This window comes from Falsihalocynthiibacter sp. CO-5D18 (assembly GCF_041205445.1).
GTDB classification, from domain to species: domain Bacteria; phylum Pseudomonadota; class Alphaproteobacteria; order Rhodobacterales; family Rhodobacteraceae; genus Falsihalocynthiibacter; species Falsihalocynthiibacter arcticus.
In genome coordinates this window covers 156,392-179,298 of the sequence record NZ_JBGFCF010000002.1, presented here as the reverse complement: position 1 = coordinate 179,298, position 22,907 = coordinate 156,392, and the positions used below count along the sequence as shown (strand labels likewise).

22 protein-coding genes and 2 pseudogenes are annotated in these 22,907 nt (G+C 54.7%); 14 read left to right on the top strand and 10 right to left on the bottom strand.

Translation table 11 applies throughout. The annotated features are described in order from the left end of the window. The first annotated feature begins 127 nt into the window (after positions 1-127). Complete coding sequence (locus tag AB9F27_RS03375; RefSeq protein ID WP_369757555.1) at positions 128-355, top strand: hypothetical protein; 228 nt, start codon at positions 128-130, stop codon at positions 353-355. 301 nt (positions 356-656) lie between these two features. Here AB9F27_RS03375 and AB9F27_RS03370 read toward each other — a convergent pair whose 3' ends face one another. Together AB9F27_RS03370 and AB9F27_RS03365 are read right to left on the bottom strand one after the other, a co-directional pair. After that, positions 657-1,220: a hypothetical protein gene (locus AB9F27_RS03370; RefSeq protein WP_369757554.1), complete on the bottom strand. Its 564-nt coding sequence runs from the start codon at positions 1,218-1,220 to the stop codon at positions 657-659. Beyond that, a complete protein-coding gene (locus AB9F27_RS03365; protein WP_369757553.1) occupies positions 1,217-2,509 on the bottom strand; it encodes a tyrosine-type recombinase/integrase in 1,293 nt (430 codons plus the stop codon). Before AB9F27_RS03365 ends, AB9F27_RS03370 begins: the two co-directional genes overlap by 4 nt. A 309-nt stretch (positions 2,510-2,818) precedes the next feature. Between AB9F27_RS03365 and AB9F27_RS03360 the strand changes: the two genes are divergently transcribed. Both AB9F27_RS03360 and AB9F27_RS03355 read left to right on the top strand, forming a co-directional pair. Continuing rightward, positions 2,819-3,481, top strand: a complete 663-nt coding sequence (locus AB9F27_RS03360; protein WP_369757552.1) for a tyrosine-type recombinase/integrase — start codon at positions 2,819-2,821, stop codon at positions 3,479-3,481. A 565-nt stretch (positions 3,482-4,046) separates the two neighbouring features. Further along, positions 4,047-4,250 (top strand): annotated as a pseudogene (locus AB9F27_RS03355) (IS3 family transposase); the annotation flags it as partial. A 218-nt stretch (positions 4,251-4,468) separates the two neighbouring features. On the opposite strand, the gene AB9F27_RS03350 reads toward AB9F27_RS03355, so the two are convergent. Further along, positions 4,469-5,071: a TetR family transcriptional regulator gene (locus tag AB9F27_RS03350; RefSeq protein WP_369755084.1), complete on the bottom strand. Its 603-nt coding sequence runs from the start codon at positions 5,069-5,071 to the stop codon at positions 4,469-4,471. Positions 5,072-5,277: 206 nt separating this feature from the next. On the opposite strand from AB9F27_RS03350, the gene AB9F27_RS03345 reads away from it, so the two are divergent. The 4 genes and pseudogenes from AB9F27_RS03345 to AB9F27_RS03330 all read left to right on the top strand — a co-directional run bounded on the left by AB9F27_RS03345 (position 5,278) and on the right by AB9F27_RS03330 (position 7,980). After that, on the top strand, positions 5,278-5,667 hold the full coding sequence (locus AB9F27_RS03345) for a hypothetical protein (protein WP_369757551.1): 390 nt from the start codon (positions 5,278-5,280) through the stop codon (positions 5,665-5,667). Positions 5,668-5,682: 15 nt separating this feature from the next. Continuing rightward, positions 5,683-5,928 (top strand): annotated as a pseudogene (locus AB9F27_RS03340) (CocE/NonD family hydrolase); the annotation flags it as partial. Between the two features lie 222 nt (positions 5,929-6,150). Further along, complete coding sequence (locus AB9F27_RS03335) at positions 6,151-7,026, top strand: CocE/NonD family hydrolase C-terminal non-catalytic domain-containing protein (RefSeq protein ID WP_369757591.1); 876 nt, start codon at positions 6,151-6,153, stop codon at positions 7,024-7,026. A gap of 366 nt (positions 7,027-7,392) precedes the next feature. Beyond that, positions 7,393-7,980: a hypothetical protein gene (locus tag AB9F27_RS03330; protein ID WP_369755086.1), complete on the top strand. Its 588-nt coding sequence runs from the start codon at positions 7,393-7,395 to the stop codon at positions 7,978-7,980. Positions 7,981-8,451: 471 nt separating this feature from the next. Here AB9F27_RS03330 and AB9F27_RS03325 read toward each other — a convergent pair whose 3' ends face one another. From AB9F27_RS03325 to AB9F27_RS03305, 5 genes are all read right to left on the bottom strand, one after another. Further along, positions 8,452-9,222, bottom strand: coding sequence for an SDR family NAD(P)-dependent oxidoreductase (locus AB9F27_RS03325; protein ID WP_369757550.1), 771 nt, complete (start codon positions 9,220-9,222; stop codon positions 8,452-8,454). Further along, on the bottom strand, positions 9,219-10,739 hold the full coding sequence (locus tag AB9F27_RS03320; RefSeq protein WP_369757549.1) for an FGGY-family carbohydrate kinase: 1,521 nt from the start codon (positions 10,737-10,739) through the stop codon (positions 9,219-9,221). Before AB9F27_RS03320 ends, AB9F27_RS03325 begins: the two co-directional genes overlap by 4 nt. 2 nt (positions 10,740-10,741) lie before the next feature. Continuing rightward, positions 10,742-11,764 (bottom strand): ABC transporter permease, encoded by a 1,023-nt coding sequence (locus AB9F27_RS03315; protein ID WP_369757548.1) that lies wholly within the window; start codon positions 11,762-11,764, stop codon positions 10,742-10,744. Continuing rightward, positions 11,761-13,278, bottom strand: a complete 1,518-nt coding sequence (locus AB9F27_RS03310; RefSeq protein WP_369757547.1) for a sugar ABC transporter ATP-binding protein — start codon at positions 13,276-13,278, stop codon at positions 11,761-11,763. Before AB9F27_RS03310 ends, AB9F27_RS03315 begins: the two co-directional genes overlap by 4 nt. A gap of 73 nt (positions 13,279-13,351) precedes the next feature. Then, positions 13,352-14,317: a substrate-binding domain-containing protein gene (locus AB9F27_RS03305; protein WP_369757546.1), complete on the bottom strand. Its 966-nt coding sequence runs from the start codon at positions 14,315-14,317 to the stop codon at positions 13,352-13,354. Between the two features lie 212 nt (positions 14,318-14,529). Here AB9F27_RS03305 and AB9F27_RS03300 point away from each other — a divergent pair, with 212 nt between their 5' ends. Genes AB9F27_RS03300 through AB9F27_RS03275 form a run of 6 tightly spaced genes read left to right on the top strand, consistent with a single transcriptional unit; the run spans position 14,530 to position 19,445 of the window. Then, positions 14,530-15,165, top strand: coding sequence for a glucose-6-phosphate isomerase (locus AB9F27_RS03300; RefSeq protein ID WP_369757545.1), 636 nt, complete (start codon positions 14,530-14,532; stop codon positions 15,163-15,165). Further along, the gene (gene eda / locus AB9F27_RS03295) at positions 15,162-15,809 is read left to right on the top strand and encodes a bifunctional 4-hydroxy-2-oxoglutarate aldolase/2-dehydro-3-deoxy-phosphogluconate aldolase (RefSeq protein WP_369757544.1); all 648 of its coding nucleotides are present in this window, start codon (positions 15,162-15,164) and stop codon (positions 15,807-15,809) included. The genes AB9F27_RS03300 and eda overlap by 4 nt, the downstream gene beginning before the upstream one ends. Then, positions 15,806-16,759 carry a shikimate dehydrogenase gene (locus AB9F27_RS03290; RefSeq protein WP_369757543.1) on the top strand — a complete coding sequence of 318 codons (954 nt, stop codon included), beginning with the start codon at positions 15,806-15,808 and terminating at the stop codon, positions 16,757-16,759. The genes eda and AB9F27_RS03290 overlap by 4 nt, the downstream gene beginning before the upstream one ends. 4 nt (positions 16,760-16,763) lie before the next feature. Beyond that, positions 16,764-17,696: a phosphoglycerate dehydrogenase gene (locus tag AB9F27_RS03285; RefSeq protein WP_369757542.1), complete on the top strand. Its 933-nt coding sequence runs from the start codon at positions 16,764-16,766 to the stop codon at positions 17,694-17,696. Beyond that, positions 17,689-18,540: an MBL fold metallo-hydrolase gene (locus AB9F27_RS03280; protein WP_369757541.1), complete on the top strand. Its 852-nt coding sequence runs from the start codon at positions 17,689-17,691 to the stop codon at positions 18,538-18,540. Before AB9F27_RS03285 ends, AB9F27_RS03280 begins: the two co-directional genes overlap by 8 nt. 20 nt (positions 18,541-18,560) lie before the next feature. Then, the gene (locus AB9F27_RS03275; RefSeq protein WP_369757540.1) at positions 18,561-19,445 is read left to right on the top strand and encodes a MurR/RpiR family transcriptional regulator; all 885 of its coding nucleotides are present in this window, start codon (positions 18,561-18,563) and stop codon (positions 19,443-19,445) included. Positions 19,446-19,538: 93 nt separating this feature from the next. Here AB9F27_RS03275 and AB9F27_RS03270 read toward each other — a convergent pair whose 3' ends face one another. Further along, entirely contained in the window at positions 19,539-20,579 is a 1,041-nt protein-coding gene (locus AB9F27_RS03270) for a zinc-binding dehydrogenase (protein ID WP_369757539.1), read from the bottom strand. After that, entirely contained in the window at positions 20,576-21,703 is a 1,128-nt protein-coding gene (locus AB9F27_RS03265; RefSeq protein ID WP_369757538.1) for a mandelate racemase/muconate lactonizing enzyme family protein, read from the bottom strand. The genes AB9F27_RS03270 and AB9F27_RS03265 overlap by 4 nt, the downstream gene beginning before the upstream one ends. A gap of 193 nt (positions 21,704-21,896) precedes the next feature. On the opposite strand from AB9F27_RS03265, the gene AB9F27_RS03260 reads away from it, so the two are divergent. Continuing rightward, positions 21,897-22,604: a FadR/GntR family transcriptional regulator gene (locus tag AB9F27_RS03260; protein ID WP_369757537.1), complete on the top strand. Its 708-nt coding sequence runs from the start codon at positions 21,897-21,899 to the stop codon at positions 22,602-22,604. Positions 22,605-22,907: the final 303 nt, after the last annotated feature.

Genomic DNA, 22,907 nt, shown 5'->3' with positions numbered 1-22,907 from the left:
GCGAGGGCGGCAAGTCGCATGTTATCCCGCGCGCGCGCAAATATGCTTCGGCCTTTGATCCGCCTATCGGCTTGGCCGAACCCCAGATTGACCGTGCTTTCGCTAGTTGAACAGCCCGATACTCGGATTGCTGCTGCTCATTTTTGGACTGCTCTTTAAATTTGATTTGCACTCGGCCCAGATCAGCCTCTCCGGCTTTGGCAATCGCGACAAAACTGCATCCGCTCTTGAAGCACCAAAGCAAGAGTTTATCGCCTGCCTGCCCGATAGAAAGACCCACCTGATCTCGGCGGCGTTCGGGCTGGCAAACGGGGCACGGGGCTTGTCCTCGACCATTGCGCCACTGACCACTTAGTTTACGGGTGAACGTTCGGGCGTCCATTAGTTGTTTGGGGAAGCGACCGATTTTGAAGCCTCCCAGTTCACGAGCGAGGAAAGTGGCCACCGCGTGCAGCCTGGCGATAGAGTGATGGGTGCGGGGAACTTTAGCTCAGATTTTGCCCATCGCCATGGCGTGGATCTATGAACACCATATCGGGCGGCTACTTGAATGTCGGATAGATAAGTTTCTCGCATGCGACGTGCTCCAAAGAATTGTCATTGGATGCAGCCTATTGCGTAGCAGTTTTAAGATCGCGGGGCAGCAAGCAAGGGGCTTATGACCCCCTATCCTTGCGTTCGCGTCGGTAGGACTGTGGTTTGTATTTTTTCCATATATCATTGACCGTATGGGCTGACCGGATATCGAGATTGTGTTTGGCGCACGCTTTTGCAACGGCATCGCATGCCGGATGGTGATTTAGACCCCGTAGTCTCAGAACATGGACACAGTTCGCCACAAAGGTGTGAAGTCCGAATTTTCTGACACCGTCATGGGCGGTATAGGCGCGAGATGAATAGGTTGGAGTGTCATGTTCTCCAGCCAGAGCTTCTGCCGCCCAAGCCGCTTCGTCGGCCTCAAGTTTGAGAGAACGATAGATTTTCTCCGCCAACGTATAACGCAACATGTCGTAGTAAGTTCGGTCACTAAGTGACTTCTCAAACACAAAGGCGCGGTCGTTTTCAAGATACCACGCACCTTTCAGACTCAGAATACTTCTCAGTATAGATTTATCATCCGTTGAATCTTGCCAGTTCCAGTCCAAGTTTGCTTTCTTGTGGTCTGCAATTCGATCGTAGATTTTTTGAACAGCCTCATCATAATTGATCGGTCGCTTCATATCAGATTGACCACCTGGGCAGCGGTAGCATCTTGACCACGTAGATGCGCGGCCCACTCTGTCATCATCGCGCGCCGCCGCTCGATCATATCGCCTCGCCTGTAGGATGCTTCGACGGAGTTGGATATCCGGTGCGCCAAAGCAAGTTCTGCCATCTCGCCTGGATAGTGCGTGCGCTCGGCCACCCAATCACGGAAGGTACTGCGCAAACCATGCGACACGGCTGGGCGCTTACTTACTCGATCCAAAAAGCCTATGCCACCGGTTTCAATTTCTTTCTTGTGCAATTTCTTCATCGCTGCGCTGAGGCTCATGTCGGATAACTCGCCCCCGCGCGGCGCGGGAAACACCAACGTATTATCTTCGAACCGGGGAAGAACTTCGAGAAGCCGCAGGGCGTATTTAGAGAGGGGTACACGGTGTTCGCGATCCATTTTCATGCGTTCGGCGGGGATGATCCAGAGACCGGCTTCCGTGCAAAATTCATCCCAACGCGCCCCGCGCACCTCTTGGCTCCGCGTAGCGGTTAGGGCTGCAAACTCAAGGGCGCGGTTACTCATTCCTTCGCGCTCGCGCAGGGCTGCAAGCCAGCGCGGAGCATCATCAATTTGCAAAGCAGGGTGATTGCCCACCTTTGCAACCTTTGAGCGGGCAGGCAGAAGCTCTTTCAGGTTGCCAGCCCATCGCGCTGGGTTGTCGCCTGCGCGATGCCCCGCCACCGTCGCCCACGATAAAACTGCCTCGATCCGCCCTCGGAGGCGAGAGGCTGTTTCGGTTTTACTCCGCCATATGGGTTCTAATACGCGCAGAATATCTTGCACGGTTATGTCTTGCACCAGCATAAACCCAATTTGGGGTAATGCGTAGGTCGTAAGGGTATTGCGCCACTGTTGGCGATGCTTAGGGTTTTTGAATGCATCTAACTTGGCAGCAAGATACTCGCCCACGGCATCAGCGAAAGTCAGGCCGCGGCGTTGGGCGGCAATGAGCGATGCCTTGGCCGCTTTGCGTTCCTCGACAGGGTCAATGCCGCGCCTTATCTGATCTTTTGCGTCTCTGGCGCGTTCTCGCGCCATGGCTAGGGTCACATCGGGATAGCCACCCAAGCCAATTTCACGGCGAATATCACCCACTTTTGCACGCAAAAGCCACGTACGTCCATCATTCGGGGTTACTTGTAGATAAAGTCCGGACACGCCACCTACCGCAAAGGTTACATTCCGTCCTTTGCCGAGATGCTTAAGACGCCTTACTTCTAGTGCGGAGAGTTCGTTCGCTATCCGTGGCATCGCATACCCCTTTTCCTACCCGCCATAAATTGTAAGAAGGATTGCGACAGGTTGCAATGGGCAGCGACAGGCTAAAATACAAAGCACTTTAGAATAAAGGCTTAATCCGACCTCTTGCCAAACACTGCACTCCAATATTGGCGGCCTTCGTCTCCGCCACCATACAATTTTGCACGACTATAGTGGGTCGCCTTGGGCGACCCTTTTGCTTTATTTCATTGGAAAAACATCAATATAGCTTTATGTTGAGTTTCTGTCGATGATGCTCGCACTCATTCTTTAAGTGGTATGGAATGTGGTATTTTTGAAATGGCTCTAACTGGCAAACTAACTAAGAAGCTAGTGGAAAACCTTCATGCTGGGCGTCACGGTGATGGCGGCGGCCTCTATCTTGTTGTCGCCCCGTCCGGCGCGCGGCGCTGGATTGTCCGCGTCGTTGTTAAAGGTCAGAAAAACAAAAAGGGTGACCCTTTGCGCACTGACTTTGGATTGGGCGGCGCTGACATTGTGACTCTAAACCATGTGCGCGAGCGGGCACTGGGATATCGTCGGATGGCAAAGCAGGGCTTGAACCCCCGCTTTAACGGTGCTCGGAAGATACCAACTTTCGAGGAAGTTGCTCAGCAAGTTCACATCGAACGCATTCCAGCTTGGAAGAACGCCAAGCACGGCCAGCAGTGGATTAATACGCTGCACGACGACGCCTTCCCCAAGATTGGACAAATGCCGATTAATGCGATTGAACAGCCTGAAGTGATGAAGTGCCTTGCGCCGATTTGGACAGAAAATCATGAAACCGCAAAACGCTTAACGCAACGGATCAAGATTGTTCTGGACGTCGCGCGATCAAAAAGGTTTCGGTCGGGAGAGAACCCAGTCACGGTTATTAGAGATGCACAGGCTCTGCCGAAGGGGAAAGCCAAACCCAAGCACCACAGTGCGATGCACTGGAAAGATGTGCCGACCTTCTAATCCGTCCTGAAAGGCCGCAAGGCGATGGCGGCAAAAGCGATAATATTTACCTGCCTGACAGGATCACGAGCGAGCGAGGTCCTAGGCTTGCGTTGGGAGGAAGTCGACTTTGAAGAGCCTTTGGACCTGCCCCGCAGAACGGATGAAGACTGACGAAGCACACCGCGTGCCGTTGACAGATGAAATTCTGGCGATCATCGAGCCATTGAAGGTGTCACTGTGCATGGGGTCCGGTCTACATTTAGGGATTGGGCCTCTGAGGTGGCGAACGTGCCGCGCGAAGTTGCTGAAATGAGCTTGTCGCATCGCGTTGGCTCGGATGTAGAGAGGGCTTACGCGCGATCAGACTTGCTGGATAAGCGACGGATACTCATGGAGCGTTGGTCTCGTCATGCATCAGAGTTCAGCGATACAGTCGATTCGACGCGGAATTCTAACGCTGCAGGCAAAAACTAAATGTGAAAAACTCTGCTATCACGGGGGGCTCCGAAGCCTATCATCCCCAGACACAGGACAAGACCCCCTCTCATCGCCGCAAGCTGCGACCGCCGGGCTAGTGGGGTGATGGCGTCAAGCCCGGAAGAACCGCATCCTGCTAGAAAACCACTTCCTGCCCGGCGATCTCGAAGCGCTAATCGACGCCTTCGTCGATCAATATAATCACCAGCGTTACCCTTTGACCGGCAGGGCATGCTTGCATCACCGAAAAAGGATCAAACGAAAGACGCTCGAAGCGCGCCCCTTGCATCACAGACAACGCGCCGCATAATGAAACCAACCTGATGAGCCAAACTCTCTCTTTGTTTACGCCGCCCTTGGACCCAAAAACCCCGACCACGTACACCTCTAACAAATGCGGGGATCAACGCCGCACACTATCAGCCTAAGCCGAATCCTTGGGCCTGTTTTGACCTATCAGAGGTCATCTGAGCGTCACCATGCATTGCTCAATCGTTTAACGAGAGCCATATACAAATGACCGCAATGTCACTGGCCTTCAAGAATGCTCTGAATTGACGGACCAATCATGGTTGCAATCTCATTGCGCGACAGGCTCTTCACCAAGGGGATGCCGATCATATCACGGGTCAGCACCAGACCCATCAACATCGAGATCACGACCCCTACACGTCTCGCACTTTCTTGTCCGTCGCCGAATTTTGGGCCAATAACGGACAAAAGTCGGACCTGAACGAACTCTCGAAGTTGTTCGGCGGCAAAGTCGTTCGACGTCGCCCCTCGCAGCGTGGCCATCAGCGCCTCGGTGTCGGAGCTCTCCTCCCACAAGCTTAGAAAGGTTTGGGTCAGGCTTTCCCCCAAACGTTCCTTGGGTCCGTCGAATGCGGCAGCGATGCGATCTTGAACCTCGTATGACAGGGCAAGACTGGCCGCAAATAGCCCGTCTTTCGATTTGTAAAACTGCATTACCAGCGCGGGATCGACGCCTGCATCGGCCGCAACCTTTCGGATAGAAGTCGCGCTAAAACCGTCCTGAGCGAATCGGGTTTGTGCTGCCTGAAGCACGTCATTTCGGGTTGTGTTTGGTCCGGACCTGCGACCAAGGCGTGAAGTATCTTGAGGCTTTTTCATATCAATTACCGTCTGTTAGATCGAAATATCAACAACCGTTGATTTCCTGTGGTGAATTCATTATACCTACAAACGTTGATATAACGCAGATCCAGCTCACGCTCCACCCCGTAACGACGGAAAGCGTGACTCCCAAAACCGGCCGGGCTCCAACAGATGACCAAAAGTGGTTCATCGGCGATCGGCCACATGGAAAGGTTAAAGCCATGAAAGATATTACATTCGCACATCTGCCCGCTCTGCCAGATAACGCAACCCGCCAAGGGCTATTCAGTGGCTTTGCCGCAGGCTCGGTGACTTTACCCAAGGGTTTTCGCGTCAGCGATAAGTTCGCTCCCCTGCCCGTCGATATCATTTTGGATAAAGACGTAGCTGTGACCCTGCGCGACGGCACCACAATCTACACTGACGTGCTGCGGCCTGTATCTGATGAAAAAGTGCCCGTCATTGTTGCGTGGAGCCCTTACGGCAAAAGCTGTGGCAACGCCCCTCAATACGACGATCTATTCAGCCTTTTGGGCATGGACCCCAGTATTCTGTCAGGTTTGCAGAAATTTGAGGGGCCAGATCCCGCATACTGGTGCGCCAAAGGCTAAGCTGTCTGCCAGCCTGATCCGCGCGGCACTTATAATTCTGAGGGCGATGCCCGTTGGTGGAACCGCCGTGAAGGTGAAGATTTCCACGATTTGGTAGAATGGTGCGGGACGCAAGAGTGGAGCAACGGCAAGGTCGGTGCTTCGGGCAATTCATACCTCACGGTTTCGCAATGGTTCATGGCCGCAGAACGCCCTGCGCATCTAGCCGCCATCGCCCCTTGGGAAGGCATGAGCGACATCTACCGCGATCTCATACTGCGCGGCGGTATCCCCGACTATGGGTTCTCTAAAACCCTGCGCAATGCCTACATTGGCAAAAACCAGCGTGAAGACCTGATCCTTGACGCAGACGCCCATCCGCTGCGCGATGAATTGTGGGAACAGCGTGCCCCCGACTTTAGCAAGATCGACGTCCCCGCTTATGTGGTGGCAAGCTACTCCAACTCGATCCACACCCCCGGCACGTTCCGCGGATGGCGTGACATGGGATCAACGCAGAAATGGCTGCGCATCCACGCCACTATGGAATGGCCCGACTACTATATCGAGGAACATCAGGCAGACTTGCTGCGGTTCTTTGACCGTTTCCTCAAGGATGTCGACAACGGCTGGGAGGACACCCCAACAGTGCGATACACGTTGCACGATCTGGAAGGCGCTGACCGTACCAACCTGCCCGCAACACAATTCCCACCCGAGCAGGCGGTCGCCACGCAATATTTCCTAGATGCAAGCACAAGCACATTGGGAACCGAGGCACCCTCTGCTGCAACAGCAAGTTACGACGCGACCACCAAAGATGGGTGCGTGGAATTTGCAATGACCGTAGAGAAAGACACCGCCTTCATTGGCTACCCGCGTCTACGTCTTTTCGCGCAAGCAGATGGGTCTAACGACATGGACATCTTTGTACTTTTGCAAAAGCTCGACGCCGATGGGCGCTTGATGGAACAGATCACAATCCCGAACAAAAGCCCACAGATGCAACAGATGACCCGTGAGGGGGCCTCGATCCTGAGTTACAAGGGGTCAAACGGGCGGTTACGGGCCTCAATGCGGCAACTCGATACGGACAAAACCACCGACGACGTGCCGGTCCACAGTTTCGACCGTGTCGAAAAACTGGCCAGCGGAGAGATCGTAGCGCTTGATTTTGACCTCTTTCCAACGGGTCTGCTGCTTTATGCAGGTCAACAGTTGCGGCTGATCGTGGGTGGCTACAACACCTTGGGCGGCGCGATGCCAGGCACCGAGAACCTCGTGCCTGACAACCACGGGCGGCACGTGATCCACACGGGCGGGGACCATGCTTCGTTCCTGCGGATCGGCACGATGCCTTTTGCCGCCGATCCTGAGTAAATACGCACAAGAAGCCGTGCGCGTCATCGCCGCGCACGGTCAAAACACGCAGTATTGGACTTATGGCATACACCGATGCCACGCCTGACCAATATTGGCCGCAATCACACCCTTTTTAAACTGTGACTGACAGCCTTCCACCCCCCCCTTATTAGTAACCATAATCAAAAACCGATCGGGCTTTTGCAGCCACGAAATCCGACGCCTGCCACGCGCAAGATGTTGGCTCGAAGGAGGCACTGTAGAAGGGACGACGGCTCTACGAACAAAGATAAAAACTTGTTTTGTAATGACAAGACGCGCATGTTGTTCGGAGTGCTCTACCCCCGCTCACACCTAGAGGGCTTTTTTTAACAGGAGTGGACAATGCTAAGCGGATATTTGAACAAAGGCACCAAGTTGATGGGACTAGCTGAGTTGGTAAATTCCGGTCGCCCCGGGTTTGATGGATGCTTCAGAGTTGTGCCAGTCGGCGGGTCCATGGTGATCGAATTCTTCGACGCCTCGCAGCGTAAGGATAAGGGGAAGATGAAAGCTGTACGGATTCTTCCGTATCGCTCGGGCATGATAAACCAAGTGGCCCTTGGCGGGCAGGAAGTAATCAGCGGTGAGTTTACAGGTTGCGTCATGACCCTCTTTAAGAAGGGTGGCGCCCTAACGGCAGGGCACGTAGACACCAATAAAGATACTTCGCAGCGGGCAGCCTATGGTGATTTGCTCGCGGCCAATGGAAATAATGCGGTCGCGGAGTATGACACAACTGGTAAGTTGACTGCATATCCCGGCGTCGATGGATCAACCTTGCTGTTTTGCGTGGCGACAAGTAGCGCTATCAATCACTATTTTGTTTCCAAAAGCAGTATTGGGGTGTCAAAGAACATTGCGGCGAACCCAATAATGGGAACGGACGGCGGCTGGCAAATCCGAAACGAGGCAATTTATACTATTCTCTAATTACTGGAAGCCTTGGCCCGAAGGCGTGGCTCTCTTCCTCATTGGGGAAGCGGCACCCCGCTTTCAGATAAAGTAGCCAATAGTGTCGACGGAGCGAATTGGCGCTCTATAATGTGTGTAGAGCGGCCACTTTGCTTGGCTTGAGTGACACGATGTCTGCAAACTATGGATCGAATTTTTCCGGCTCTGCGCCTTTGAACGATCCGCGGATCGCCCAATTCTCGAGCGCGAACCAGTCTTGATCTAGGTCGGATGACCGCCGCGCAAATGGCCCCTGAAACAAGCTTGCGCGGAGCCTGCAGTTTGATGCGATTTGTTCCCGACAGGTTGGCCGGCCCAGCTTTGCGCACTGCCGTCAGTCAGAATGGGAAAGTAAAAAACGTCAACTCCCAAAAGTTTGGCTATTTGGAGCCTGAGCGTAACGAAAATTCTTGCTGGTCTCTCTATGCCAAATTCAAAGCACTGACAAAGTTACCAGCAGGTATACCCTCCGTCTGCCAGCACAACCGACCCCGTCATTAGGCTTGCGGCCTCGGATGCGAGGAACAATATCACCGACGCAACCTCGTCCGGGCGGCCCATGCGGCCCTGCGGCGTGCCGCCAACCCAGTGGCGCAAGAGGTCGGCATCATCATAAACATAAGTATTCATGGCCGTTTCGATGTAGGTTGGTGCAACAGCGTTCACCCGCACACCCCGCGGGGCCCACTCGGCCGCCAGTGATTTGGTCAGTTGATGAACCGCAGCCTTGGAGGCGTTATATTGCGCTTGTTCTTGCGGTTTGTTGACGATGAATCCTGACATGGACCCAACATTAACGATGCTTCCGCGCCCTGCCTCCAGCATCGGTTTCCCGAACGCACGACAACACCAAAACAACCCGTTGAGGTTGATATCCACAACCGATAGCCACTCGTCGTCGCTCATCCCCTCGGCGGGAATGTTTGAGCGCGCGATACCCGCATTATTGACCAGAACGTCGACCTCTGGATGGCGGGAAGCCAAGGCGTTGACGGCGGAGGAGTCCGTGACCTCGAGAATATCATGACAAACGTTCAATCCCTTTGCGACGAGTCCCTGCGCTGCGGCTTCGGCCTCGTCTCCGTCACGGTCAGTCAGCACAACGCGCGCACCCGCTTGTGCCAAAGCTTCGCAGGTCGCAAGCCCAATTCCGCGTGCGCCACCTGTCACAAGGGCCGTGCGGCCATTCAATCGAAAACGGTCAATATAGGAGGTCGTCATAGGGGGTCCTTTGTTGCGGGGGCGGCCAGCGCGTCAAGATCGTCGTAGAACTGTTGGCTAACCGTATAGAGCCGATCAAAGACGGGCTGCATTTGGGCATAATGGTCAACCCAGCGGGGGTCTGGATGCACCTCACGCGCGTGGCGCACGGTTTGCCGAGAAGCCTCGTTTAGGTCAGACGCGTTCCCTGTGGCGACCGCAGCGAGAGCTGCACATCCAACCAAGCCACATTCGGCTTCTTCTGGGATCAGGATGGGGCGATCATAGATGGCAGCCTTGATTTGCAACCAAAGATCAGCTTTGGCACCGCCGCCCGATGCGATCAACATTTCAGGCCGTGTACCCGTAGCGCGCTCCAATACCTGCAGGTGGCGATTGACGGCAAAACCAACCCCCTCCAGCACAGAACGGTGCATTTGTGGCAACCCATGGCCTGCTGCGAGGCCAAAGAATTGCGCGCGACTGTTGCGGTGTTTGCCCAGACGTTCGCCCACAAGATAGGGCAGGAAAAACAGCGCGTCCGACCCCGGGGCCGCTTCTTTGGCCATTGACATAATTTGGGCATAGGACAGCTCATTGTCATGGAAAACCCGACGGGCCCACCGTGCAGCATCGCCGCCAGACTCAAGCAACACAAAGGCACCCCAATTGCCACCGGGCGTGCCGATATTACTAATCTCAAGATCAAGCACGGGCTTTTCCGTGACCAAAGTAATGATGGAGGACGTCCCAGACACTTCGGACGCAAGACCGGGGCGCGACACCCCAGAGCCAAGCAAGGCAATGGGGAAATCCCCGCCCCCAACAAGAACAGGCGTCCCTTGTGCCAAGCCCGTGGCCGCCGAAGCGGCATTGGTCACATGGCCCAAGATTTCGGTTGGCAACCGGATCGGTGCCATGCGCGCGCGGTCAAGGCCAAGCACATCCAGCACCTTATCCGACCAATCCCCCGTTTGCGGATCCATCAGAAAGGAGCAGGCGGCGTCCGTCCAATCCATCGATCTTTCGCCCGTCAGCATGAGATTAACATAATCCTTGGGCATCAGAACCGTTTTGCAACGCGCCCATGCATCAGGATCATTATCACGCAACCACTGTAATTTGAACGCGGGCCACGCGGGTGTTGGCGGGTTCGCCGTATAGGGCAACCAAGCCGCGCAATCCTGCGAGCCTTCAAAGGCCCGCACATAATCCAGCGTGCGTTTGTCATTCCATAGGGCGACGTTAGGGCGGGTCGGATGGCCATCGTCGTCGACCATGACCGTTCCGTGCATTTGCCCACACGGGGCCAACACATCGACCTTGAGCCCATGCACGCGGGTCCAATCGGTGACCTCTTTTAGGGCCGCGCAGGCTGCATCCCACCAATCGGTGGCCCGTTGCTCGGACCACCCGTAGGCGGGTACGATCTGTTGATATTCCCGCGAGGCAACCTTAAGAACCCGCCCATCTCGCCCCATCGCCGCAGCACGGGTTGAACCGGTTCCGATATCAAGGGCAATTGAACAGCTTGTCATTTTTAGTGCCTACTAAACAGTTGATTACCATGTTGAAGCACAACCGCGACAACGATGATCAGCCAAAGGTACACTTGTTGATGGTATCCCGGAACCCCTGCAAGGTTCATGATATTGCCAATAACGCCAAGGATCATCACGCCGATAAACGTGTTAATCACACCACCGCGGCCCCCCATCAGACTTGCACCGCCAATGACCACAGCCGCGATCACATCCAGTTCCGAACCATTTCCCACGGAAGCCGAGCCAACGCCAGAGCGCGACGTCACCAACACACCGGCAATCGCCGCCAATGCCCCAGAAATCACATAGACTGACAGGACATACCAAGGCACCGAAATCCCCGACAGGCGCACCGCATCTTCATTGGAGCCGATGGCCTTGATCAACCGTCCAAAACGCGCATAGTTTAGGATAATAAAGGCGACGGTAAAAAATGAAAACATCAGCAGCGCCGGATTGGGAATGCCCAAGGTGAACGATGTGCCGAAGCGCTGTAATGCGCCGCCAGCTTCTCCCAACATGATGGGCTGACCGTTTGACAAGATCAGCGCAACGCCACGCGCAGCCGTCATCATGGCGAGCGTAATGACAAAGGCTGGCAGGCGTAAAAAGGCAACCAACACCCCTGAAACAAGTCCGCAGGTCGCGCCGATACCGACAACCATAATCAGAGCGATGGGAACGGGATAATCCTGAACCAGCATCGCCGCGCTGACCGCACCCAATGCCGCAACACTCCCTACGGAAAGGTCGATCCCCCGCGTCAGGATCACGAACAACATCCCGATGGCCATGATGCCAATGCCCGACATTTGCCGCAGTACATTCATCGCATTGCCTTGCGTCAGGAACACGTCAGACTGAAACGACGCAACAAGGATCAAGAGCACAAAAATCACGGATGTCCCAAATTGGCGAAACAATTTGCCGAACAAATGCACATAGGCCCCCGTGGTTGCCTCTGAGGTAGCCTCGGTACTCGACGCAACTTCTGTTGCGATTTTAGCGGCGTCGGTCATGTCATTGCCTTTCTCGTTCCTGATCCAGCACCGGTCCCAGCACTCGTCATAGATAGCGTTAGAAGTTTCTCTTCTGTAAATTCTTCGGGCATCAATTCGCCCCGCAATTTCCCTTCGCCCATCACCAGAACGCGGTCACAAAGACCAAAAAGCTCTGCGTGCTCGGACGAAATGACCAAGACAGCTTTCCCCTCGGCGGCAAGGCGATGGATCACCGAATATATCTCGGTTTTAGCGCCCACATCGACGCCTCGCGTTGGTTCATCCAAAATGATAATGTCACCACCGGCGTTAAACCACTTGGCCAGAACCACCTTTTGCTGGTTGCCGCCTGACAAACTGCTGACGGGGTCATTCATATGGGCCAGCTTTATCCGCAGTTTCTCGATCAACCCGTTCACAACATTGCGTTCTCGCCCAGAGTGATAGAACCCAAATCGTGTCACACGACTGGAATTTGCCATGGTTGCATTTTGATAGATCGGCATATCAAGAACGACACCCTGACCTTTGCGATCTTCGGGAACCAGACCCACGCCACGCTTCACCGCCTCTTTGGGCGAACGCGGCGTGTAAGGCTGACCCGATATCTGAATTGTGCCGGACTGAATTGGGTCAGCACCAAAAATGGCCCGAGCGACCTCTGTGCGCCCCGATCCGACCAAGCCGCCAAGCCCAACCACTTCACCGCGGTGCAACTTAAACGACACACCCGACACACCATTGGGCAGGGTCAGGTTTTCAACATTCAGAACCTCTTCACCAAGGGTTGTCTTGGGTTTGTCGCCAAATAACTGCGACAACGGACGCCCCACCATAAGGCGGATTAATTCATCAACGGCCACGTCGCTAGGCTTCACCGTCGCCACGTTGCGCCCATCCTTCAAGACCGAAATTCGGTCTGAAATCGCGAAAATTTCGTCAAGGCGGTGCGAGATATAGACAATCCCAACCCCCTCGCGTCGCAGATTATCAATGATGGACAGCAAACGTTTTGCATCCCCCATCGACAACACCGCCGTGGGCTCGTCAAAAACAATAACCTTGGCCTTGCGTGACAGCGCTTTGGCGATCTCGACAACCTGCTGATGTGCAACCGACAAGTCGGACACAATAGCGCTTGGAGAAATATCAAAGCCAAGTTGCTGGATCAAGTCGCGCGCTCTAGCCCGAAGCTTGGACCAGTTAATCCGCGCTGGAAGCTCCCCCAGAAAAATATTCTCGGCCACTGATAAATCGGGTGCCAGCGCCATTTCCTGATGAATTATCGAAATTCCGCGTCCAATGGCGTCCGTCGGCCCGGACAGCCGCACGAGGTCGCCCTCTATTTTTATGTGGCCAGCGTCAGGGCGCAATTCGCCGCCAAGGACACGCATCAACGTGGACTTGCCCGCCCCGTTTTCGCCGACCATCGCATGGACTTCTCCGGCATGGATATCAAAGGAAACATCCGTCAACGCGTGAATGCCTGCGAAATGCTTAGAGATACCGTCTAACTCAACGAGCGTCGTCATGCGTTCCCTCCCGAATTGCATGTTCGTATCGTCCTGCCCGACAGGAATGACGGGCAGGACGCGTGATGTAGTATTAGAACAACGATTTTTCGTCGTAGTAGTCGTCAACGTTGTCTTTTGTGATGGCGGCAGGCGCAGTATAGGTCAACTTACCAATATCAGCAGGCAATTCCCCGTTTAGCGCTTGAAGGCCTACCTTCACAGCCATGTTGGCGATCTGGTTGGGATTGTTCAGACCGGTTACACCATATTCGCCGGTCCGGATCAGATCATAGGCTTCTTTCTGACCATCGGCAGCAGCAACCAGCAGAACTCCGTCCAGACGTCCCGCAGCACGCAGTGCTTCACGAGCGCCAAGGACCATGGAGTCATTCTCGCCAAGCACGACATTGATGTCTGGATGCGCGGTCAACAAATCTTCCATCGCCGTAAGGCCACCCTCAGTGGACCATGCGCCCCAGCCTTGGCCGAGAACTTCAACATCGGCGTGGCCATAGCCCGTAATCATCGCATCCATCAAGCCGCGCAACACACCAAGACGGCGATCACGTCCAACTGGATTGCCCTGATCGCCCGACAGCAGCGCGATACGTGCAGGCGCTCCATCAAGCTCCTTAGCCAACCAATCTCCAACCAACTCGCCATTCGCTTGGTTTGAGGATTGAATCAACGTGATGTAATTGGCGGAAGGATCAAGCGCCGAGTCGATAGCAACAACATGGATGCCAGCGGCCGCTGCAACGTTGACTGCAGGAACAAGCCCCTGCGCATCGCGAGCGTTAACAATTAGAATATTAATCCCCGCTGTCGCCATATCTTCGATATCGCCGATTTGTTTAACCATATCGCCTTGAGCGTCTGCAGAGCGCACTGTGCAGCCCGCTTCCTCAGCAGCCGCACGCGCCGACGCCTCTTGAGCCGCGAAATAAGGGGCGGCAAGTGTATTCATCGAAATGCCAACGCGACAGTCCTGCGCGGAGGCAGCAACGGTTGACATCAGCAGAGCAACCGCACCTGCGGTAAGAACGTTATATTTCACTTTGGGTCTCCTCCCAGTTTATTTTCCTGGCCCTCAGACGGTTTGCATGTCTTGCCTGTTTGAGGGCATATACGTTGCTTAACTACCAAAATGCCTCACGTCAATCCAGAAATCTACACGAATTCCGTATATTTTGGTTGAAAAATTTCCTTTCTTTGCGTAAATTCCACCAAATTGAGTAGTTATACTACGTTTTAAAAGGAAACATCCAGATGAGACTTGCAGAGCCAATGGGATGCCGTGTCGACGTAGACGGAGGTATGCTCGGGGGGCACGATGGCCATTACAAAAAGCTTTTTTCTGACCTCTCGGGGCTATATTCTGATGCGGGCGCTTTCGAGCAAGTGCTCCTCTCACGCGCCGAAGACATCGCCTATGAAGTGACATCCGTAACGCCGGGCACCAAGACCAGTGACCTGATTATGGGTGTCACGCGTATGGAACCCGGGAAGGTCGGCCATGAGTATTTCATGACTCGCGGCCATATCCATTCCGTCGGGGATCGCCCCGAAATCTACTATGGGCAGGCAGGCAATGGCCTGATGTTGATGGAAAGCCCCGAAGGCGACGTGCGGATCATTGAAGTCAATGCGCAAACCATCTGTTACGTCCCGCCCTTTTGGATTCACCGGTCGGTCAATGTCGGGGACACAGACCTCGTCATGATGTTCGCCTACCCCGCCGACTCGGGTCAGGATTATGGAATTATTGCCCGCTCCAACGGAATGCGCACGCGCATCGTCGACGACGGGCAAGGGGGATGGCAGCAGGCCAGTAACCCAGATTGGACGCCCCGCAGCCAAACCGAAATCGCGGCGATTTATCACCAAGCAGGAGACGCAAAATGACCCATGATGCATTCAACCAAATCGTCAAATTCGGCGTGGTTCCCGTAATAGCAATTGAACACGTGGATCATGCCATCCCTCTCGCGGACGCGCTGCTTGAAGCAGGGCTTGGCATTGCGGAGATCACCTTTCGAACCGAAGCTGCCGCCGACGTCCTTGCCAAAATACGCGATGAGCGGCCCGACCTTCTGATTGGTGCCGGAACGATCCTCAACACGGACCAGTTGCAACGGGCAATTGACGCGGGTGCTGCCTTTGGGCTTGCCCCCGGATGTGACCTGAATCTGGTTAAAGCTGCGACATCGGCTGGTTTGCCTTTTGCCCCTGGCGTGATGACCCCCACAGACATCAGCCTCGCCGTGGCGCATGGCTGTCGGCTAATGAAGTTTTTTCCCGCAATGCCCGCAGGCGGCCCTTCGATGCTGTCCAATATTAGCGCTCCTTTCAAGCATCTCGGCCTGAAGTTCGTCCCAACGGGGGGGGTGAAAATCGGCAATATGCAAGACTGGCTTAGCAAGCCCGAAATCGCGGCGGTCGGTGGCACGTGGATTGCAACCACAGAGATGATGCACGCAGGGAAATGGGCCGAAATCACGGCCAATGCACGGGCCGCCGCTCAACGCGCACAGGAGATTCGCCAATGATCTCCCTGCGCGCCGCAACACGCCCGACGCTCTATTTTATCGGTGTCACCACAACCAAAAGCTCGATTATGAAGGTTTTTCCCGCTTGGGCAAAACACCTCGACCTTTCGGACGCCATTATTGTCGGCATCGATTTTCCGCTGCACGCCGACCCCGCAGCCTACCGCGCGGCGGTCGCCTTTATTCGCGACGATCCCTTGTCGATGGGCGCGCTGGTCACCACTCACAAAATAGATTTGTTCAATGCCTGCAAAGACATGTTCGATGTGATTGACCCCCATGCTACGCTGATGGGCGAAATCAGCTGCATCTCAAAACGTGGCGGCAAACTAATCTGTCACGCAAAAGACCCGATTTCGTCAGGCCTGTCGATTGACGGTTTTTTGGGGTCAGATTATTTTGAACGCACAGGTGGCGATCTGTTTTCGATTGGCGCGGGAGGGTCAACCATCGCCCTGACCTGGCATTTGATGCGAAAAATGCGCGGGGGAAATGTCCCAAACAGCATCGTTGTCTCCAACCGCTCACAGGCGCGACTCGATGAAATTCGACGGGTTCACAGCCAAATCGCAACCGACGTGCCGTTACGGTATGTGCTCGCGCCCACGCCCGCCGACAACGACGCGGTGTTGGAAACGCTCAAACCCGGATCGCTGGTGATTAACGCCACCGGATTGGGCAAAGACGCCCCGGGTTCTCCCCTCACTGGTGTTGCAAAATTCCCGCGCGAGGCTGTCGTCTGGGATCTGAATTATCGCGGGGAATTGGTGTACCTTGATCAGGCCCGCACTCAGAAAGCCGAGCGGGGACTAGCGATTGTGGATGGGTGGACGTATTTCATCCACGGCTGGACACAGGTGATCGCGGAAGTTTTCAACCTCACAATCGACCCAAGCCCTGCAAATATCGATGTCTTGACGGACATTGCCGTTCAAGCTGCGAAGGAATAAAATTATGGATCGTATCCTTATTACGCCGCGCTCGCTGACCTCCTCGCCCTCCTCGGATTTGGACGCGCTGCGCACCGCAGGCTATGAGCTGGTATTTGCTACCGCAGGCCAAACCCCGAACGAGGCCGAATTGCTCGCATTGATCCCCGATTGCGTGGGCTGGTTGGCTGGCGTTGAACCCGTGAGCGACGCCGTGATCGCCGCCGCCAACAAGCTGCGCGTCATCAGCCGCAACGGCACCGGAGTTGACAACATACCCCAGTTGGCCACCGCCGCCCGCAACATCACCATCACCCGCGCGATGGCCGCGAATGCAACTGGCGTGGCGGAACTTGCGCTGGGGCTGATCCTCGCAAACCGTCGGCACCTGATTGAAACCGCCCTGGGGGTTCGGCAAGGGGAATGGCCCCGATTGCGCGGCCTCGAGATCGAAGGTTCCAGCGTCGGAGTCGTCGGCATGGGCGCCATCGGCCGAAAGGTTGCTACCGCCATGAGCGCCATGGGGGCCACTGTCATCGCTTATGATCCGATGACACCGGATATGGGCGATCTGCCAATCACCTATTTGACACTTGACCATCTGCTAACTACCTCTGATATCATCACCCTGCATTGTCCGATGCCACAGGACGGCCTTCCATTGATCAACGCCAAAGTGCTGACCACCACAAAACAAGGCTTGCTGTTGGTCAACACCGCGCGGGCAAATCTTGTCGATCAAGCCGCCCTGCTTGGGGCGCTGAATGACGGACGGTTGAGCGGCTATGCCACCGATGTGTTCGCCCAAGAGCCGCCACTTGATCAAACATTGGCGCGCCATCCTGCCGTCATCGCGACCAGTCATATCGGCGGCTTGACCGATCAAAGCGTGGCGCGGGCCACCCAAATTGCGGTCGCGAATCTGCTGGAAGGCCTCAAGGGCCCAGCGCATGCTTAAGGCGCATCCCCTTGCCGCGACCCTGACCGAGAGGCTGGCCGAACCTCCTGGCGACGCCCTCTCGCTCTTTTGGTTGGGGCAAGCGGGATTTGTGATCGACGGCCAGAAACGCCGCGTGGTGATCGACCCCTATTTGTCAAACTCATTGGGCGAAAAATACCAAGACACCCGTTTTCCGCATCTTCGGATGATGCCAATTCCGATCGCTCCCCGCGACATTCCCCACGTCGATATCGTTTTGGCGACCCATGCGCATACGGATCACCTTGATCCTGACACGCTCCAAGACCTCCTCCGCGCCAATCCGCGCGCGGTTCTGGTTGCCCCAAAATCCGCCCGCGACCTCGCCCTCACGCGCAGCCAAATTGCGCAATCGCGCCTGCATCTCATCGAAGCGCATGAAACGCTCAACCTCGCGGGTGTTCAAATCACCGCCCTGCGCGCCGCGCACGAAGGCTTGGAGCTTGACGCCGAAGGGCTTCACAAATTCCTCGGGTTGGCCGTGACCATCGCGGGGCGGGTGGTTTTTCACAGCGGCGACACCATCCCCTTTGACGGGCAAAGCACCGAAGTCGCGTCCCTTCACGCCGATCTCGGCTTATTTCCCGTCAACGGGCGGGATGCTGTGCGAAAATCAAACGGTGTCCCCGGGAATATGACCATCGCAGAAGCCGTCACATTGGCGCAAAATGCCCATATTTCCACCGTGATCGCGCATCACTTTGGCCTTTTTGCATTCAATAGTGTCGAGCGAGAGGAGATAGAAAAGGTTGCCACCGCCGCGCGCGATGTCTATCTTTATCCTGCCAAAACTGGCGCGGAGTACCGCTTTTTATCCGAGTGACCTTTACGAAAGAGGGCCCTGTGAAACCAACCGATCCTGTTGCTCTGAGCCCCCGAAACGTTATCGAAGCGACGCGTTCCATGCTTCCTGATCTGCGCAAATCCGACCGAAAAGTGGCGGACGTCCTGATTGCGAACCCGCAGTGGTTCATGAACGCCACAATTGCGGACGTCGCAGAACTCGCGGCCGTCAGCCAACCCACGGTCATGCGGTTCTGTGCGGCCGTCGGCTGTGAAGGGTTTCAAGACTTCAAGATTCGCCTCGCTCAAAGCATCGCCTTTGGCACCCCCGCCACCCATTCTGCGATTTTAGAGGAGGACAGCTCTGCCGATGTGGCGGCCAAAATTTTCGCCTACACAATGACCTCCCTCGATTGGGCGCGTCACAAGCTGGACATGACGCAAATGGATGCGGCAGTTAAACTGATTGTTGCGGCAAGTAGCATCGAGTTTTTCGGCTTTGGCGCATCGGCCATCGTCGCGCAAGATTTACAGCAGAAGTTTCCGCTCTTTGGCATTCCCTGCAACGCAACGGTGGACGCCCACCAACAACTTATGGCGGCGTCGATGATGCGCCCCAACAGTGTGGCCGTCGCAATTTCCAACACCGGAAGCACCGCCTCAATCGTCGAGCTTGCCCGGATTGCGCGCGAGCAAGGAGCGAAAGTTGTTGCGATCACCAGTTCCACAACGAACCAGCTGGCGGATTATTCCGACATCGTCATAAATATCGAAACGCTCGACAACACGGATGTTTTCACCCCCACAACATCGCGGATCGCCGCCTTAGTCGCGGCAGATATCCTCTCGACCCTGGTGGCCCGTCAACGTGGCAACGACCACAACCAACGCCTCACACGGATGAAACGTCAATTGAACCAAATGCGCCGCAACAGTATTTTGTGACACCAATTGCGAAAATTTCCCGAGTATAACCTTATTTAGGGTAGGCAACGGAACCAACGAAAACCTTAGAACTCTGCCGTATCGAGAGTGGGCTTATGCACCCATTCCGACTTTTATCAGACTTTTCATGGCTGTAGGGCTGGTATCCAGTGCCTCAAACGCTGCTTGAATTTCAGACAGAGGCGCTACATCTGTAACGACAATATCCGCATCAATACCACCCGACCCAATGATGGAGATCGCTTTTTCATAATCTTCGGGTTCATATACCCGCGCGCCAATGAGTTTCAACTCCCGCCAGAAGAACCGAAAGAGATCAATCGTCGGTTTCTGCGCATGGATTGCAACCATAACAATACGGGCGCGCGTGGCGGCCACCGCGGTCATGGCATCAACACCTGGTTGGGTTCCCGAAACCTCAAAGACAACATCCGCACCCTTATTTTCCGTGCGCTCGTTTATGAAATTAACCAAGTCCGTTTCAATGGGATTAACCGTGTCGAACCCCAGCGATTGGGCAATCTCCAGACGGTTAGGATTTACTTCCGAAATCACCACATTCCCGCCTGCATCCCGCGCGACCATAGCGACGAGCACGCCAATGGGACCACCGCCAATGACGACAACGTTTTCACCGGCCTGAAGGTCGGATAGACGCACATCGTGGCAGGCAACGGCGACCGGTTCAATCAAGGCAGCATGATCAAGGCGAAGGTCGTCGGGGAGAATGTGGAGCGTGTGACTTGGTACGGTCCAGAGTTCCTGCATCGCGCCATCGGTATCAAGCCCAAGGAACTTCAAGTTGTGACAGATATGCGCATAGCCACTCAGGCAAGCGGGGCAATTTCCACAATGATCCAGCGGCCGCACCACGACCTTTTGTCCCACGGCGACATTACTGACACCCTCGCCAATGGCCTCGACCACGCCAGACATCTCGTGGCCAATGATGCGATTGGCACCAACGCGGGCGTCCATATTGCCATGATACACATGCATATCCGTGCCACATATTCCGCAATAGGCAATTCGAACAGTGGCCTCTCCTGCGACTGGCGGGACTGCTACGGCCTTTTCAACAACGAATGTTTTGTCACCACGGTAAAAGGCTGCGGAGATTGTTTCTGTGTTCATTTGTGCATGTCCTCATGTGCTTTTTGCAATTTTTCCCAGTCAAACGTCACGCCAATTCCGGGGGTACTCGGCGCAAGCGCCATGTGGTTTTCAATCACCAAAGGGCGGGTTGTATATTCGTCGATCGGAAAGGAATGGACTTCGATCCAGCCGGAATTTGGTTGGGCGGAAACCAGACTCACGTGAAGCTCCTGCATCCCGTGCGAACATATTGGAATATCATATTTCTGGCTAAGGGCCGCGACTTGCAGCCACCCTGTAATGCCGCCGCAATTGGACGCATCTGGCTGGATGAAACTAAGGTGTGCGTCTTCAAACGCGTATTCAAATTCGTGGATCGTGTGCAGATTTTCCCCCATTGAAAGCGGCATGCCTGTTGCCTCGGCAATGCGCCCGAACCCCTTGTAATCATCCGGAATGGTCGGCTCTTCGAACCAAGTGATATCATAGACTTCAAACGCTCTGGCGGCGGTGATGGCCTGCTCCACGGTCATCGAATAATTTGCATCCACCATAAAAGTGATATCAGGCCCAATAAGGTCTCGAACAGCGGCGATACGCGCAACATCTTCTGCGAGCGTTGGCTGGCCGATTTTGATTTTAATTCCGTCAAAGCCCCGATCCAAATAGCCCTGAATACTGCCGAGAAGCTTTGGCAACGGAAAATTCAGATCGATCCCCCCCGCATAGGCCCGACATCGATCTGCGGTACCCCCGGCCATTTGCCACAAAGCTTGCCCGGCTTGTTTGCCGCGCACATCCCACAAGGCAATATCCACCGCTGAAATCGCAAACGAAGCGATGCCGCCCCGCGCGACATAGTGCACGTGCCATTGCATCGCCTCATACACTTGTTCAATGTCTGCTCCATCTCGGCCAATCAGGAACGGAGCAAGATCGTGCTCGATCATAGCCACAATCGCATGCCCGCCTTTTCCGCCCGTATAAGTATAGCCAGTCCCCTCAGTCCCATCTTCCATTTGCAAGGTGACAGTGATCAATTCGAAATGCGTGTGATCGCCGTGCTTGGCGTCACTCAGCACCTCAGCGAGAGGAACCTCAAACAGACGAACTTTGACTTCTAGGATCGGATTGATGCTTTTGGGTTGAGGCTTCTGTTGCATAGCGACTCCTTTTCGAGATTATTGTACTCCCAAACTTGAAGGAATTAAAGTTTTTAGTTGATTTTTCCTCACAATCGTCCAACTTTGCTATTTTTAATCATACCAAACAAAAAAATCCAAACCAAATCGCATAATCCTTTTAATCCATGTAAGAAGGAACGACGATTCCACTTGTGTAATTCTGAGAGGGCAAATGAGTAATCAGAATAATGCTGGGCGGGCGGCAGATCCCGTAGTCCAAGCCATCGAAGACCGTATTCATGCAGGCATCTTGATGGACGGGCACCCTTTGCCGCCAGAACGCGACTTGATGGAAGAGTTTGGCGTTTCGCGTACGGTTGCACGCGAAGCCGTGCGCCTTTTGTCGTCACGCGGCTTGGTCGAAGCACGGCCCCGCTTCCGCCCCGTCGTACGCAAGCCCGGGTTTGACACCGCAGTTGATGTGGTCGGTGGAATCGTCACACATCTCCTTTGCCAGCCTGACGGCGTCAAAAACCTTTTCGATAGCCGCGCCATGATCGAAATCTCGCTCGCACGTCAAGCCGCCACTGGCGCCTCCAAAGGCGACATTGCTGCCCTGAAAGGCGCACTTGAAAACAATGGGCTGGCGATTGAGGATAGCGATCTTTTCTACCAGACGGACAAAGCCTTTCACGAAGTCCTGTACCAAATCCCGCAAAATCCAGTCCTTCCAGCGATTCACAAAGCTTACTCCACTTGGCTGGCGCCACAATGGTCGCGGATGCCACGCCTTTCCAAACGTAACCAAGAGAACTTTCAGGCCCATACCGCCATTTTTGAGGCCATCCTGATGCGTGACCCCGATGCCGCCGAAGCTGCTATGAAGTCACACTTGGACGCTGCGTGGAAACAGGTTCGGGAAACGTTCGGGGATATTTGACGGCCAAATTCCAAACGTCCTAACAGGGTCTTTGCAGACATCTGGGCCTCCTCCTAACTCAAAAAACCGCCAAACAGTGTATTTTGGGGCGACCAAAATTCAGATTTCTGAAATTACCCACCTGATTCTGGTCCCATAACTTAACACTAAAACCAAGAGATGGCGCGCCAAATTTCAAACCGTACCTTTAATATTAACAGCACTGGACATCACACACTTACCCAAAAGCATCCGCAATCCTTCGAAAAGGTCCTTTTTCAACTACATTCCGCGCGGCGTAAATTCATTGTTTGGTACGACCAA

Excerpts from the sequence above, each read along its gene's own strand:
- AB9F27_RS03370 (WP_369757554.1), bottom strand. The coding sequence starts at position 1,220 with ATGAAGCGACCGATCAATTATGATGAGGCTGTTCAAAAAATCTACGAT.
- AB9F27_RS03365 (WP_369757553.1), bottom strand. The coding sequence starts at position 2,509 with ATGCCACGGATAGCGAACGAACTCTCCGCACTAGAAGTAAGGCGTCTT.
- AB9F27_RS03360 (WP_369757552.1), top strand. The coding sequence starts at position 2,819 with ATGGCTCTAACTGGCAAACTAACTAAGAAGCTAGTGGAAAACCTTCAT.
- AB9F27_RS03350 (WP_369755084.1), bottom strand. The coding sequence starts at position 5,071 with ATGAAAAAGCCTCAAGATACTTCACGCCTTGGTCGCAGGTCCGGACCA.
- AB9F27_RS03345 (WP_369757551.1), top strand. The coding sequence starts at position 5,278 with ATGAAAGATATTACATTCGCACATCTGCCCGCTCTGCCAGATAACGCA.
- AB9F27_RS03335 (WP_369757591.1), top strand. The coding sequence starts at position 6,151 with ATGGGATCAACGCAGAAATGGCTGCGCATCCACGCCACTATGGAATGG.
- AB9F27_RS03330 (WP_369755086.1), top strand. The coding sequence starts at position 7,393 with ATGCTAAGCGGATATTTGAACAAAGGCACCAAGTTGATGGGACTAGCT.
- AB9F27_RS03325 (WP_369757550.1), bottom strand. The coding sequence starts at position 9,222 with ATGACGACCTCCTATATTGACCGTTTTCGATTGAATGGCCGCACGGCC.
- AB9F27_RS03320 (WP_369757549.1), bottom strand. The coding sequence starts at position 10,739 with ATGACAAGCTGTTCAATTGCCCTTGATATCGGAACCGGTTCAACCCGT.
- AB9F27_RS03315 (WP_369757548.1), bottom strand. The coding sequence starts at position 11,764 with ATGACCGACGCCGCTAAAATCGCAACAGAAGTTGCGTCGAGTACCGAG.
- AB9F27_RS03310 (WP_369757547.1), bottom strand. The coding sequence starts at position 13,278 with ATGACGACGCTCGTTGAGTTAGACGGTATCTCTAAGCATTTCGCAGGC.
- AB9F27_RS03300 (WP_369757545.1), top strand. The coding sequence starts at position 14,530 with ATGAGACTTGCAGAGCCAATGGGATGCCGTGTCGACGTAGACGGAGGT.
- eda (WP_369757544.1), top strand. The coding sequence starts at position 15,162 with ATGACCCATGATGCATTCAACCAAATCGTCAAATTCGGCGTGGTTCCC.
- AB9F27_RS03290 (WP_369757543.1), top strand. The coding sequence starts at position 15,806 with ATGATCTCCCTGCGCGCCGCAACACGCCCGACGCTCTATTTTATCGGT.
- AB9F27_RS03285 (WP_369757542.1), top strand. The coding sequence starts at position 16,764 with ATGGATCGTATCCTTATTACGCCGCGCTCGCTGACCTCCTCGCCCTCC.
- AB9F27_RS03280 (WP_369757541.1), top strand. The coding sequence starts at position 17,689 with ATGCTTAAGGCGCATCCCCTTGCCGCGACCCTGACCGAGAGGCTGGCC.
- AB9F27_RS03270 (WP_369757539.1), bottom strand. The coding sequence starts at position 20,579 with ATGAACACAGAAACAATCTCCGCAGCCTTTTACCGTGGTGACAAAACA.
- AB9F27_RS03265 (WP_369757538.1), bottom strand. The coding sequence starts at position 21,703 with ATGCAACAGAAGCCTCAACCCAAAAGCATCAATCCGATCCTAGAAGTC.
- AB9F27_RS03260 (WP_369757537.1), top strand. The coding sequence starts at position 21,897 with ATGAGTAATCAGAATAATGCTGGGCGGGCGGCAGATCCCGTAGTCCAA.